The sequence below is a fragment of the Exiguobacterium sp. S22-S28 genome (assembly GCF_043359615.1).
Lineage (GTDB): Bacteria > Bacillota > Bacilli > Exiguobacteriales > Exiguobacteriaceae > Exiguobacterium_A.
On sequence record NZ_JBHFFC010000028.1, the window covers coordinates 59,832 to 72,518 of the forward strand.

General features: G+C 49.9%; 17 protein-coding genes and 1 tRNA gene. 16 read left to right on the plus strand and 2 right to left on the minus strand.

The window, feature by feature from the left end; all coding sequences use genetic code 11:
- The 13 genes from ACHA8N_RS11495 (at position 1) to ACHA8N_RS11555 (ending at position 9,341) form a co-directional block, all read left to right on the plus strand.
- The gene (locus ACHA8N_RS11495; RefSeq protein WP_393965823.1) at positions 1-540 is read left to right on the plus strand and encodes a hypothetical protein; all 540 of its coding nucleotides are present in this window, start codon (positions 1-3) and stop codon (positions 538-540) included.
- Between the two features lie 12 nt (positions 541-552).
- On the plus strand, positions 553-792 hold the full coding sequence (locus tag ACHA8N_RS11500) for a hypothetical protein (protein WP_393965824.1): 240 nt from the start codon (positions 553-555) through the stop codon (positions 790-792).
- Complete coding sequence (locus ACHA8N_RS11505) at positions 789-2,783, plus strand: C40 family peptidase (RefSeq protein ID WP_393965825.1); 1,995 nt, start codon at positions 789-791, stop codon at positions 2,781-2,783. Before ACHA8N_RS11500 ends, ACHA8N_RS11505 begins: the two co-directional genes overlap by 4 nt.
- 9 nt (positions 2,784-2,792) lie before the next feature.
- Positions 2,793-3,281 (plus strand): DUF2634 domain-containing protein, encoded by a 489-nt coding sequence (locus tag ACHA8N_RS11510; protein WP_393965826.1) that lies wholly within the window; start codon positions 2,793-2,795, stop codon positions 3,279-3,281.
- Positions 3,265-4,389, plus strand: a complete 1,125-nt coding sequence (locus tag ACHA8N_RS11515) for a baseplate J/gp47 family protein (RefSeq protein ID WP_393965827.1) — start codon at positions 3,265-3,267, stop codon at positions 4,387-4,389. Before ACHA8N_RS11510 ends, ACHA8N_RS11515 begins: the two co-directional genes overlap by 17 nt.
- On the plus strand, positions 4,386-4,976 hold the full coding sequence (locus tag ACHA8N_RS11520) for a putative phage tail protein (protein WP_393965828.1): 591 nt from the start codon (positions 4,386-4,388) through the stop codon (positions 4,974-4,976). Before ACHA8N_RS11515 ends, ACHA8N_RS11520 begins: the two co-directional genes overlap by 4 nt.
- A gap of 1 nt (position 4,977) precedes the next feature.
- Positions 4,978-5,346 (plus strand): hypothetical protein, encoded by a 369-nt coding sequence (locus ACHA8N_RS11525; protein WP_393965829.1) that lies wholly within the window; start codon positions 4,978-4,980, stop codon positions 5,344-5,346.
- Positions 5,347-5,693: 347 nt separating this feature from the next.
- A complete protein-coding gene (locus ACHA8N_RS11530) occupies positions 5,694-7,229 on the plus strand; it encodes a hypothetical protein (protein WP_393965830.1) in 1,536 nt (511 codons plus the stop codon).
- Between the two features lie 16 nt (positions 7,230-7,245).
- Positions 7,246-7,629: a hypothetical protein gene (locus tag ACHA8N_RS11535; protein ID WP_393965831.1), complete on the plus strand. Its 384-nt coding sequence runs from the start codon at positions 7,246-7,248 to the stop codon at positions 7,627-7,629.
- Between the two features lie 23 nt (positions 7,630-7,652).
- The gene (locus ACHA8N_RS11540; protein ID WP_393965832.1) at positions 7,653-7,805 is read left to right on the plus strand and encodes a hypothetical protein; all 153 of its coding nucleotides are present in this window, start codon (positions 7,653-7,655) and stop codon (positions 7,803-7,805) included.
- 106 nt (positions 7,806-7,911) lie between these two features.
- On the plus strand, positions 7,912-8,328 hold the full coding sequence (locus ACHA8N_RS11545) for a hypothetical protein (protein ID WP_393965833.1): 417 nt from the start codon (positions 7,912-7,914) through the stop codon (positions 8,326-8,328).
- A gap of 12 nt (positions 8,329-8,340) precedes the next feature.
- Positions 8,341-9,063, plus strand: coding sequence for a M15 family metallopeptidase (locus tag ACHA8N_RS11550; protein WP_393965834.1), 723 nt, complete (start codon positions 8,341-8,343; stop codon positions 9,061-9,063).
- A gap of 23 nt (positions 9,064-9,086) precedes the next feature.
- A complete protein-coding gene (locus ACHA8N_RS11555; protein WP_393965835.1) occupies positions 9,087-9,341 on the plus strand; it encodes a phage holin in 255 nt (84 codons plus the stop codon).
- A 53-nt stretch (positions 9,342-9,394) separates the two neighbouring features.
- Here ACHA8N_RS11555 and ACHA8N_RS11560 read toward each other — a convergent pair whose 3' ends face one another.
- Together ACHA8N_RS11560 and ACHA8N_RS11565 are read right to left on the minus strand one after the other, a co-directional pair.
- On the minus strand, positions 9,395-9,595 hold the full coding sequence (locus ACHA8N_RS11560; RefSeq protein ID WP_393965836.1) for a hypothetical protein: 201 nt from the start codon (positions 9,593-9,595) through the stop codon (positions 9,395-9,397).
- Between the two features lie 370 nt (positions 9,596-9,965).
- Positions 9,966-11,144 (minus strand): MalY/PatB family protein, encoded by a 1,179-nt coding sequence (locus ACHA8N_RS11565; RefSeq protein ID WP_393965837.1) that lies wholly within the window; start codon positions 11,142-11,144, stop codon positions 9,966-9,968.
- A 150-nt stretch (positions 11,145-11,294) separates the two neighbouring features.
- Here ACHA8N_RS11565 and ACHA8N_RS11570 point away from each other — a divergent pair, with 150 nt between their 5' ends.
- From ACHA8N_RS11570 to ACHA8N_RS11580, 3 genes are all read left to right on the plus strand, one after another.
- Positions 11,295-11,492 (plus strand): hypothetical protein, encoded by a 198-nt coding sequence (locus ACHA8N_RS11570; protein WP_012370601.1) that lies wholly within the window; start codon positions 11,295-11,297, stop codon positions 11,490-11,492.
- A gap of 110 nt (positions 11,493-11,602) precedes the next feature.
- Positions 11,603-11,673 (plus strand) — tRNA-Thr (locus ACHA8N_RS11575).
- Positions 11,674-11,732: 59 nt separating this feature from the next.
- Positions 11,733-12,644 carry a helix-turn-helix domain-containing protein gene (locus ACHA8N_RS11580; protein WP_393965838.1) on the plus strand — a complete coding sequence of 304 codons (912 nt, stop codon included), beginning with the start codon at positions 11,733-11,735 and terminating at the stop codon, positions 12,642-12,644.
- Positions 12,645-12,687 lie beyond the last annotated feature (43 nt).

A 12,687-nucleotide genomic window follows, 5' to 3' on the forward strand; every position in this document is an offset into this window, starting at 1 on the left:
ATGGCACAAGCGATCAGCATAAAGTTTACGCATTACTACAAGGGCAAGGTGCGAAAAAACGTCAAGGTGAAACAAAAGAAGAAGGTCAACGGACGGTGGGTCACCCGGTACGTCACGAAGAAGAAGACGGTCTACGAAAACCGAAGCCGTTCCGTCACGATCCCCGTCACGCCGGAGTCGATGCCAAGCACCCGGACAGCCAACTACGATGACCTGCCGACGTTGCGCAAGAAGACGCATACCCGACGCGGGGCCTATACCGGACGGACGATGACATGGACGTCATTTTTCCCAGCGCGGAACTATCGCTTCCTGCAAGTCAATAAAGTCGAGAATCCGGTCAAACTGGCACGGTGGTTCGATGAACGCCTGCTGCATAACTCGAAGATACGCGTCCGGATCCCAGCGCTTTACATCGACAACTATTATGACATCCGGTCGTTCGAGTGGGATGTCGAGGGCGGGACGAGTGACATCCGGTACAGCATCACGATCCAAGAAGAATACAATCCGAAGATCAAGACGAAAACCATCAAATAAGGAGGGTCACGCATGAGTTGGGTCGATGACTTGAATGAACACATACAGCATAAAGGCAAGAACACAGACGCCCGCTTTTTTGTCGGCGTGATCAACTCTGTGACGCCGCTCGTGGTGGCTGTCAATGATGGGGTCGTCGGAGCGGCAGAATGGACGACAAGTGCGGCGAATGACGCAGCTGTCGGGGAACGGGTCGTCTTGGTGCAAGATATGGCGACACGGACCTTCATCGTCCTCGGGAGGCTCATATGACGACGTATACGGTTTATTATTATCATCGTAAAAAGAAGAGACGGTACGATATCAGCGCCATCACCCAAAACATCAGTTGGGCAGGTTCCGTTGACCGCATGCACCGGACGGCTGTCGTCACGCTCACCAGTTACGCCAACATCCCATTCGACACAGGTGAGAAGGTACGGATCTATAAGAATGACACCTTGATGTTTGCCGGACGCCTGTTCAAGCGACAACGCGCCGGAACGGGTGATGTGACGTTGACCTGTCACGATGATGCCTATTACCTCTATCGGTCAGAGACGAGCATCAGTAAGTCGAAAATCACGTTATCCGAGCTGTTCGAACTATGCTGTTCGCGGGTCAACCTCAAGCCGGGCTATGTCAAGAAAACGAAGACGACTTACACGAATTTAGAGTTCGTCGGGGAAACGCTTCAAACCATTCTCTATACGGTGATGGGGATGGAGCGCCAACGGACGGGTCGGAGTTATTACGTCCGGGCGCATAAAGGCAAGCTCGAACTTCGGGAACGTGGGGCAATGAAAGGAATCGACATGGATGCGGCGGTCATTGCGTCGATCGATACGACGAAATCAGCCGAGAACACCTACACCAAGATCAAGTACGACGTCACGATTGATGCAAACAAAGGGAGTAAGGCATCCGGTGCAGCAGGCAGTAAAGCGACACTCGGCAACCTTGGCTCGGGCAACTACAAAGGACCGGACTTGATTGCAGGACGTGCCGGATTCAAGGGCAACCTCAAAGGGACGGACAAGTGGAATGACGCGATGATTGCGGTCGGTCGTCAAAAAGGGATTGATCCTTTGTTTTTAAAAGTCATCATGGCAATCGAATCCGCCGGTGACGAAAAGGCATTGGGACCCATTTTGAACGACGGTGACCGAGCGCGGGGCTTGTTCCAACTGGTGCCTGGACGCATCGGGACGGACCTTGACTGGAATCGCCTGCTTGAAGGGGAATACAACCTCAGCAAGTCGGTCGATGTCATGCTCAATGAAAAGGGCGGCATCGCGAAAAGTCTCGGGAAGAAAATGAGCATCGCGGAGATGGCCCGTTTTTGGGTCGGGTATTCGGAAACGGATTACTCCTATACCTATCAGACGTGGGCGAAAACCCTGTATGCCGGATTTGGTGGAGATCCCGACAGCTTGATCACGACGAACAAGTCCGGAACTGCTGCCGGAACGACGGCGAGTAAGCCCGTCAAGGTCGATACGGAAAAACGATACACGTTGGACTCACCGCTCGAGAAAAAACTGGGCACGCTGATCTCGCATCGAAAAGGGACGTTCACGTCGCAAAAAGAGTTCAAGGATACGCAAAAACGACTTGCAAAGGAACTCCTGCGGGAAGAAAACACGGTCTCGGTCAAGATGCCCGGCAGTGTGTACGGGGTGTCCGGACGCAAGGTCGACTTTGATTATTACATCCACGGTGCCGGCGGCGTGTGGTACATCCAATCGGACGACCACATCATTGATCAATACGGACATCAGATGACGCTGAACCTGTCTGATACGAACGAACAGCCAGAACCGGAGTACACGCCACCTCGTGCGAAAGCGAAGGCGAGTGGTGGTGCCTCCAGTAAAGCGCCAACCGGCAGTGCCGCAAGTGTCGTCGATGAAGCGATGTCGTGGGTCGGGAAGATCCGGTACGTCTTCGGCGGCAAGTCCATCGTCAACGGTACGGGAGACTGCTCCGGCTTTACGAAATACGTGTATCTCAAGGCGGCAGGATTGAATATCGGAGACGGGACGAGTAACCAGCTCACGAAAGGTAGTCGGGTCGACTATGCGGACGTACAAGCCGGGGACATCGTCTTTTTTGCGGGTACTTATCGTTCGGGCGTCTCGCACGTCGGGGTCGTCACAAAAAAAGGATGGATGGTCAACCTGCAAAGTTACGGATGCAAGCACGAACGGTACGATGCCGGCTACTGGAAAAAATATTTACTCGAAGTCCGTCGGGTACTGTGAGGTGAGGGAATGGACGCAGAAGAACTAATCGGTGAAATGCTCGACGAGGCGGAAACGCCACAAGAAGAAGAAAGTTTGCTGAATGGCGGATCTCTCACGGATGCAGTGCGCGAAGGAACGTATGCGATCGATTTCAAACGTGGTCGATTCGCGGGCAAGGTGACGGGAGAACAGGCCATCATCCAACGGGTCGTCAAGTATATCCTGACGCCGCGCGGTGAAGTCGATGTGTATCCGGGCAGTGACACCGAAGACATCGAGGATGACGTATACGGTTCGTACATCTTTAGTTTGATCGGTGAGGTTTACCAGTCAGACGAGGACATCACGCAAGCGTTACAAGGCGTTTGCGACATGGCACTGAACGAACTGACGGATATACAAAGTTTGCTTGTCGATGAAGCGACGATTGTAGGCGATAAGGTACAGGCACGGATCGTCGTGCAATTACAAAATGGGACAGAAACGGAGGTGGCGGTCGATGGCGTTGGAGTTTGAGACGGAGTTTTTACCGACGATTGAACCGAAAGACGTAGAAGAAATTCATGCAGAAATGTTACAAGTCATCACCGAACAAGACAGTCAAACCGACATCCGCATCGGAGAACCAGTGTGGGATGCAACGCGTCCGGCTGCCGTCATCGCGGCGGACCTCTCGCAAGAACGGGTCGATGGCATTCGGGCAGCCATCCCGCAACTGTCCTTCGGGGAATACCTCGATGAACATGCAAAGGATGTCCTGCCGAACGGACGCAAGCCCGGTGCCAAAGCCGTCCTGCCCGTCACACTCAGTGCGAACGCCGCCATCACGGTCCCGCAAGGCACGCTCGTCCTGACGAGTAATGACCTCGCCTTTGCACTGGATGCAGATGTTGTGCTGACACCGCCGGAAGAACAGCCGGACCCGGAGTATCCAATCCCTGGTGAAGCGGAAGCAACCGCAACTGCCGTTGAGATGGGTGTCCTCTATAACGTCGTCGCCGGTGCCATCAATACAGTCGATGGGGATTTTAAAGATTTGGTCAGCGTGACGAACGGCATTCCAACGACAGCTGGCGTCGATCAAGAAAGTGACGCCGAACTCCAAGCTCGGATGCGGACGTCCGCACAGAATCAGTCCGGTGCAGGCAATCCGGAAGACTACAAAGCATGGGCCCTTGAAGCGACCGGCATCACGAAGGTCAAAGTGTTTCGGGCGGATCCATCACCCGGTAGTGTGACTGTTCTCGTCGCGCAAGCGAGCGGGATGCCGACAGCGGGGCAGGTGACGGAAGCGCAAAGTAAAGTCGATGCCCGGGCGTCCCTGATTGCGAACAACATCGTACAAGCACCGACGGCGCTTCCAGTCAATATTGCAGGTGATGTCGTATTGGTCGATGGCGCTGAGATGAGTGACCTCGTGACGAGCTTTTCTCAAGCGTTGCAAGGGTATCTCGCCAATCTCGCGTTTTCGGGTGAGGTCATCCGATACACGCAAATTTTTAACTTGCTGCTCGATCAACCACTGCTGATTGATGTGTCCGGCTTTACGGTCAATGGGGCGAGCGCCAACCTCGTCGTCGGGGAAAAACAAATCGCGACACTCGGGACGGTGAGTTTCACATGATCCCAGTGACGACACTCGCTTTAGACATGCAGGAAGATATGTTCTCGATGTCTGCCCCGTACTGGCGTGAGAATTACGACATGGCAAGCGTGTTCCTTGCGGCATCTTTTGCCCTCAGCCGGGAGCAGGACACGATTGACCGGTACTTGTATTCGGAATTGATGACGGCGACCGCGACGGATTGGGGCTTGTCGCTCAAAGAGGATTACTACGGCTTGCGGGATGGGGTAGCGCGAACACTCGATGAACGACGTGGGCGCATCCGGGCGGCGAAACGGGGCGGGAAAGTCCTGACGGTCGAAGATTTGGAAAGCGTCGCGTCTGCCTTTGCCGGTGGACTCGTCAACATCACGATCGACTACGATGCGTTTCTGTACACGATCGAGTTCGTGGACCAACTCGGGATTCCGACGCGCATCAAGGACGTGCAGGATGCCCTCGCTCGTTCGATTCCAGCATACTTCGGCATCGTCTATAAATATCGGTACAACACGTACGGCGACATCAAGACACTGTATGCGACGTATCAGCAACTCAAAGACAGCGGCTTGACCTACGAACAAATTCTCACGGCGGAAGGAGACTGACATGCCGACAACAAACTTCAATTTACCTAAAATCGAGAATACGAACACAGCGGACGTCGTCCGGGATTTAAATGCGTTAGCGGATGCGGCAGATGTCGCCATCAAAACAGCTAAAGATAAAGCAGACGCAGCGGTCCCGACCTCGCAAAAAGGACAACCATCCGGCGTCGCCACCCTCGGCACAGACGGCAAAGTCCCGACCGCCCAACTTCCGACCATTGCCAGCACCGCGAACGACATCACGATTGCGGATACCGCCAACTACTACTCATCTTCTAACGTCGAAGGTGCTCTCGCTGAAATCGGGCAGACACTCGCCGGCACACGCACGAGCATCGTGACGACAGCGCAACAGTTAGGGGTGATGTAATGCCGACGATCAATAACGCAACGGTTGCGACGGGTACGGGGCTGAGTACGGCAGGGAATGGCGGACGGAAGTTAGTTCGCTTGAGTAACGGGTGGTTGGTTTCCATCTATTACGAACCTTCTTCGCTTAAGCTGTACCTCATAAAATCTCTAGATGGTGGCGTAACATGGTCTCAGCTATGCCAAATTGACAGTGGCGGAAGTTACGCGTTATCGAATTTTGCTATTGTTTCAAACGGGACTAAGGTATTCGTTGTATCAACAATGTCTCAACTTTTTGTTTCATCATGGTCTTTTGACGCCGTTACACAAACGAATACGAATATTTATTCTTCAAATAGAGTGTCTATGGATACTCAGTCTGCACTCGGCGCAATCTCCCTCGCCATCAACGATGCCGGTACGGAACTCCACGCCGCTTGGTCATCGAAGAACAGCACGTACCCGAACAGCTTCAACATCCGGTATGCGAAGGGTACGATTGCGGCGGATGGTTCGGTGACGTGGGGTGCGGTGGAGCAGTCTACAACTTTTAATAATTCATCTTTAAATTCCAGTAATCCAAGCGTAACTTTAGATAAGAATGGTGTTCCTTGTATCATTCACCAAGTAGTAAACGATAATTCTACCGCTAGATCTATTGATATATTAAAAAACGCCAACTTCTCAAACTTTCCTGTTTCCGGCGGTAATTGGCGCGTCAATACTATTTATTATATTGGCAGCGCACACAATCAATTTAGTCCCGCTTCTTTTTTCGTCCCGCAATCCATCAACGGACTCGCAAACGGTCGCCTGTGGGTCGCTTGGCATGGTAAGGACGCAACGGACAGCGCGAAGTTCAACATTCGCACCTCGTTCTCGGACGATGGTGGCGTAACATGGGCGACACCTACGAAGCAGACGACGGGCAACCTGTACGACCAAACGAACGCTTCCCTCACGGCAGACGCGCAAGGCAAAGTCCTGCTGACATGGGACGCTCAAAACGCCACGACGACGCAAACGGCGCTGAAAGTGTTTAGCAGCGGAACATGGGGCGCAACCACAACGCTCACAGGCGATGGCTATACGAATGCTACGACGCTGTTCGACAACACGTTTAAGCTCTCGATGACGACACCGCTCCTCATTCGCCAATCGACATCCGGCGTCTATTTCAGCGGGAACTATTTCACGGGTGCTTCCATCACTCCGGCATCCGGCGCACTGGGCGATAAGACCGCATCATCCGTCCTGTCGTACACGGTCACGCCGGAAAGCGGTAGCACCATCACATCTATCGTCGAGAAGGTTAACGGGGCGACGGTCAACACGTACAGCAACCCGGCGTCTCTATCGCGCACGTTCACGATTCCTGCCGCCAACTGGGACGCGCTGAAATATTACAACACGCACACGATCAGCGTCACGGTGACGGATTCAAACGGCATGGCGAACACGCAAACGTATACCTTTAACAAGGCGTTGGCGAATGATGCCTCACTGCTCGAAGGAGCGAAAGCGGCGAAGGACGGGAAAGACCGCATCAGCACGAAGCGGGACGGGATTGCCGGGCAGGTCGGATTACCACCGGGGAGTACGTTTGATGCGATTAGTGCGGCGATTGATTCTAGGAATGTTGTTAAACGCCAATCAGGAATTGCGACAGCGTCGGGTGGACAGATTGTCGTGAACACACTGCTTTTCATGCCAAAAGCAATTACATTAAAAGCATCGACCGGCTCGACTGGTGTTTACAATGAATCGATAGGTCTCAATGAAACGCGTTCTGGTACAACACCGAACCCAAACGCCTTCACCAACATTACAGCGACGAGTTTCACTGCTGGAATCGGTGGAACTACCACTGGCACTACTGTTACATGGGAAGTGTTCGGATAAATAAGGAGGTGGCGCGATGCCAAAGGTAAACGGCAAAATCTATTACAACAACGTCACGGGCGATGTCCTCGTTATCGTCAATCAAAATGAGGGCGTGTGGATTCGGGAGACGACGTTCGCGCAGGACGTGGCGACGTACCCGCAACTCAAGGAACTCGATAAAAACGTCATCAGTGTGCTGAAGCTCGCGTGGGATCAATACAAGGAGGACTTCATGACACAGCAGGCGGTCAAAGTGGTGGCAGGTGAGATCAAGTGGCAACCGATTGGCGTCAATCCTCCGCCACCGCAAGACAAGCCGTTCAGTGAACGCTTGAAGGAAGTGGAGTCAGAGAGAGAGGTGATGACCGCACGAGTCACCGATCTAGAAGATTTAATTTTGTTTATCACTGGTATGTAATCATAAAAAGGAGAGTGGAGTTGATGAGTATTATGTATAAATTCGTATTGCGTATGTGGAAAGAACGTCGTTGTGATGAGGCGTATATCTTGTTCCAGGTTGAAGAAGGTCGTCTCACGCAAGAGGAAGCAGATGCCATCCTTGCAACACCGCAAAACCCAATCGTCACACTGTAAGCGCCTCGGGCGTTTTTATTTTGGCGTCCTCCGGGGCGCTTTTTCTTTTTACCTCACATCCAACTCAATCACACTAGGGGGTCATCGCTTGGAAGGAGCTACCGACATGGATTCCATCATCCAGACCGTACAAAATCATGGAGAGCGCATCACGCTACTTGAGCAGTCGGACGAAAAGATGCGGGGCGACATTACGTCGATCAACGATAAACTTAGCGCCGTCGAGCGTTCACAATTCAAGATTGAATCCACGCTCCACGATGTCTCCCGCGAGACACGCTCGGTCATCCGAGACTCGCAGGACATGACACGTGGGCTTTTTAAATCACAGGAACTCGTCATCTCGCAACTGGCGACCGCCTTTGAAAACGAAGCGGGACGACAGCATAAAGAGAACACGCTTAACGTCGAGGTCCAGGACAAGCGGAGCGAACGCATTTGGGCGGCCATCGGAAAGTGGTCGCTCATCATCGTTCCAACACTCGGCGGCATTGCGACGTTACTCAATATTTTCTATAAATGAGGAGGCTACACCATGACATTATCCGTCAACTGGCTGATTGAAAAAGCCAACCGCAAGCTGAACGCACCGGGCATGGACAAAGACGTCGCAGACATCACCCGTGCCGTCATCAAGGAACTCGCGCCGAAAGGGATTTACGTCGGGGTTGCGCAAGGCTATCGCTCGAAAGCGGAGCAAGACGCTATCTATGCACAAGGACGCACGAAACCCGGCAAGATTGTCACATGGGCACGAGGCGGGTACTCCAATCACAACTACGGTGTCGCTGTTGATCTGTTTGCCTATTCTAACGAGGGTTCAGAAGCCATCTTCCTTGAACCGCATGATAAGCGTTCCGTCGCGCTCGTTAAGGCGATGAAACAACGGGGCATGGAGTGGGGCGGTGACTGGGTCAACAACCGGGATTACCCACACTTCCAGTTGTATGATGCGGTGCGTGGTCAAAAGAAACCTTCGGTTGCGAAACCATCCGCCAAACCCGTTAGCAAGCCTGCTGCTAAACCGCAGGGTGACGGTAAGGCAATCGTTCCAGTCCCTAAACACCCACTGTTCCGAACACAAGAAGCGAAGAAGATGGTCAAAAAAGACATCGAACGAGTCCAACGCGCCGTCGGTGTACCAGTGACAGGGAAATTCGATGCGGCAACCGAGAAGGCAGTCAAAGCTTATCAGAAGCGCAAGAAGCTCGATGCAGACGGCATTGTTGGAAAAGATACCTGGAACATGCTCTTTTAATTCAAACGAAACGGGGAATTGATATGAACGAAAAAACAGTTGCTTTTATCCGACTCGCCATTCCGCTGTATGCTTTCCTCAACGCGACCCTGCTTGCTATGGGGTACGACCCACTGCCATTCGAATCCGAAAAGGTAGATGCCTTTGTCACGGGCGCGATCGGTGTGATTGGTCTCATCGCCGCTTGGTGGAAGAATAACAACGTCACGCCGGAAGCGCAGAAGATGCAACGGTCACTGGATGACAAGAAATCCTACAATCGATTGAATAAGTTATGACCACGCCTGCCCTCACGGGTGGGCTTTTTTTTGTTGCGCAAAAAGAGTGCCCGTCAGGACACTCCCAGTTGCATGCGTAATTGTTCCTCGAAGCGTTCCCGCTTCATCTTGCTTTGCGTGACGTCGAGTTGCATCAGCGTTTCCGTCTGCTTGAGCACATCGACCTGCAAGCCTTTCGTCAGACGTTCGAGTGCGGCGAGGATCTCAGGTACCTCTCCCGACAGCACGATCTGCGTCTTGTTTACCAGCATCACTTTCATAATGCCCTCCCTTGTGTAAACAGTGCGACGGTCAATGCTTAATGATACCCCGTGTGGGTATGAGTTAAACGGCACCGCATCTGCACAGATTCTGCACATGCACAGCAAAACGCACATTTATTCATCTGATTACATCCGGAAGGAAGTGGGATAAAACCGTCATTGTCGACTAATCTTTTATTCCATTTGCTTCTATATAATGCAGTTACACTTTTCAAATTTTGGTCATGAGAATGTCGTCAAGAGGAAAGACTGTTGAAATAATCAGCGTGCTTTAAAAAGGTATAATGAAAAATTTGATTTTGTTCAATGTATATAAAAAAGCGATACGACTGACCTGATGAGGGTGTCGTATCGCGAATCATCAATCGGTAAAAACAATCTTGTCATAGGCAGCACGAAAACGATTGAGGGCTTCGTCAAGTTGACTGCGGGGACAGCCGAAGTTCAAGCGTTCAAATGCTAGGGCGTTTTCTCCGAATGGTTGACCGTGTGTCAAGGCCAGTCCGGCCTGCTCAACCAACCAGTTGGCGCGCTCCGCTTCGTCAAACGGCAGAGCGTGGCAATCGATCCACAGTAAAAACGTCGCATCGGGTGAAATCACCGTCAAGCGGGGCATTTCAGATTGGATCCGTCGCACCGCATAATCCCGATTCGCTTCCAGATAAAGAAGTAACTCCTGGAGCCAGCGTTCACTGTCTGGATTCGTATAGGCAGCGACGATGGCTGTTGCCGCAAAGGCATTCGGATGAACAAAGTGTGCTTGTTGCACTTGTTCGATTTTTAAGCGCGTCTCTGCATGAGGGACGATCAAATAAGAAGCATACAGCCCGGGAATATTAAATGTTTTCGATGGCGCACTGACTAAAACGACCTGTTCATAATCAAACGAAATAATTGGATGGTGGGTCGCTCCGGAAAAAATCAAATCGGCGTGAATCTCATCAGACAAGACGTAGACGTCGTGTTGTTTCGCCAATGCGATGATTTGCTCCAATTCGGACCGGCTGAAGACACGACCGGTCGGATTATGAGGGTTACATAAAATGATCATGCGAGCAGTCTTTAATTGTTGTTCGAGCAGTAAAAAGTCGATTTCATACCGACCGTCCACCAACCGAAGAGGGTTTTCAATCAGTTTGCGGTTGTTTGCTTGCACGACATGATGAAACGGCGGGTAGACCGGTGTTTGAATGATGATTTCATCCTGTTCCTCGGTCAATGCCAATACACTGTGCGCAAGCGCAGGAACAACCCCGCTCGAATACAGAATCGTCGACGAATCGACCGACTGATCGTAACGTTTTACAAACCAATGTTGAATGGCAGATTTCGCCTCGTCTTCAAACAAGGAATATCCGAAATGTCCACTTGCTGCTCGTTTTATCAGTGCTTTTGTGATGGAGTCGGCAGGACGAACATCCATGTCAGCGACCCACATCGGAATCAACTGATCAGATCCAAATAATTGTTCCAAACCATCCCATTTGGCAGATCCGGTTTTTCTTTTTTCCACCACTTCATCAAAGGAGTATTCTTGCATCTGTCTTCATTCCTTTCAAAATAGAATTGCTACTGTCTTCACAGTACCGAACGGGCTTCATTTCGGCAAGTTCGAAAAATAAAGGTTTTAAACGGAAGGTGCTTGGGAAAACTCAATACCGTACACAAAAAAAAGGACGGAGTGGATTTTATGTTACATTCTAAAGTGTTAGTAGGACGATCACCGGAAGAGCTCGAAGAACGACTGAACCAATTCTTTGAGGAAAATGGTGTCGGATCAAATTCGATCATCACACTCAAATTCTCGACATTCGTTGCGTCGAAAGCGGATGAACATTATTCTGTGTTGATTGTTTTTGATAACTCATTAACCAAAACAGTCCTTTAATCGCAGGAGCAGTTATGGGAAGTAAGATTTCCTGTAACTGTTCTTTTCTATTTTTTTGAAAAAGTTGAAATTGGGAAACGGATACGTTATACTAATATTAGAAAAAACAGGCTTCCGTAGGTTAATGGCAGACCTCAGCAATGGTAATGCTGCAGTGCGAGTTCGATTCTCGCCGGAAGCATCAAAATAAACAGGTCTTCCGTCACAAGTCAATCACTTGAACGGAGGACCTGTTTTTGTTTGGAACAGGAACTGACCTTGAAGGAGAAATCGATGAATTCATTAAATATTTCGATTGGCAATGAAATCAAGCGGATCCGGCAAGAGCGGAATTGGACACAATCTGAATTGTGCCGGGGCATCTGTAGTCAGGCAGAAATCAGTAAGATTGAAAATGGACGGAATTCACCGACTGTTCACTTACTTCAACAGATTGCTGAACGGTTACATGTTTCGGTCTCAGCTTTTTTTATCGATGAGAAGGAAAAAAATAATTTTCAAACGATGGATCAAGAATTAATTCAACTGATGCGTTTAAACCAACATGCTGAAATGTTTCAACGAATTGATCAATATTTGACAGAAGCCACGGATAAGGATGTAATCATTTTATTGCGTTATCATAAACTGATTATCGAAGAAAGAACAAAGATGATGGATTATCGAACATGTATTTCACAATTGCTGAATATGACGACAGATGAAAAAATGGTTGAAGAATCATTTTTATTATACTTAAGAATTCAAATGTCAATTGCGATTTTATACACGAATTATGGTGAGTACCGTCATTCGGATGCAATCTATTTGTCATTACTAAAGGACGAATATCATACAGTTGAATATAAAAAAGTAAGACTTAAAATTTTATATAATTACATTCGGAATTTGATTAAACAAAAGGACTATATAGCGATTTTAAAAGAAACTGAATCGGCAATTAACGAAAGTAATCACTTACAGGATTTAAGTTATCTGGGGCACTTTTATTATCAGCGGGGATACGCTCTGGAACAGTTAGACAGTCCATTAAAATTGATTCAAGATTCCTATACACTGGCGTATGGAATTTTTCTGGCGACAGAAAATACTTCGTACGCAAATATACTAGAAGAACATTTAGCTGATGTGATGTATTTTTCTTTGAAATAGACCCAGAAACTAATTTTGCGACAGCAGTCAGAAAGCAGTAGAA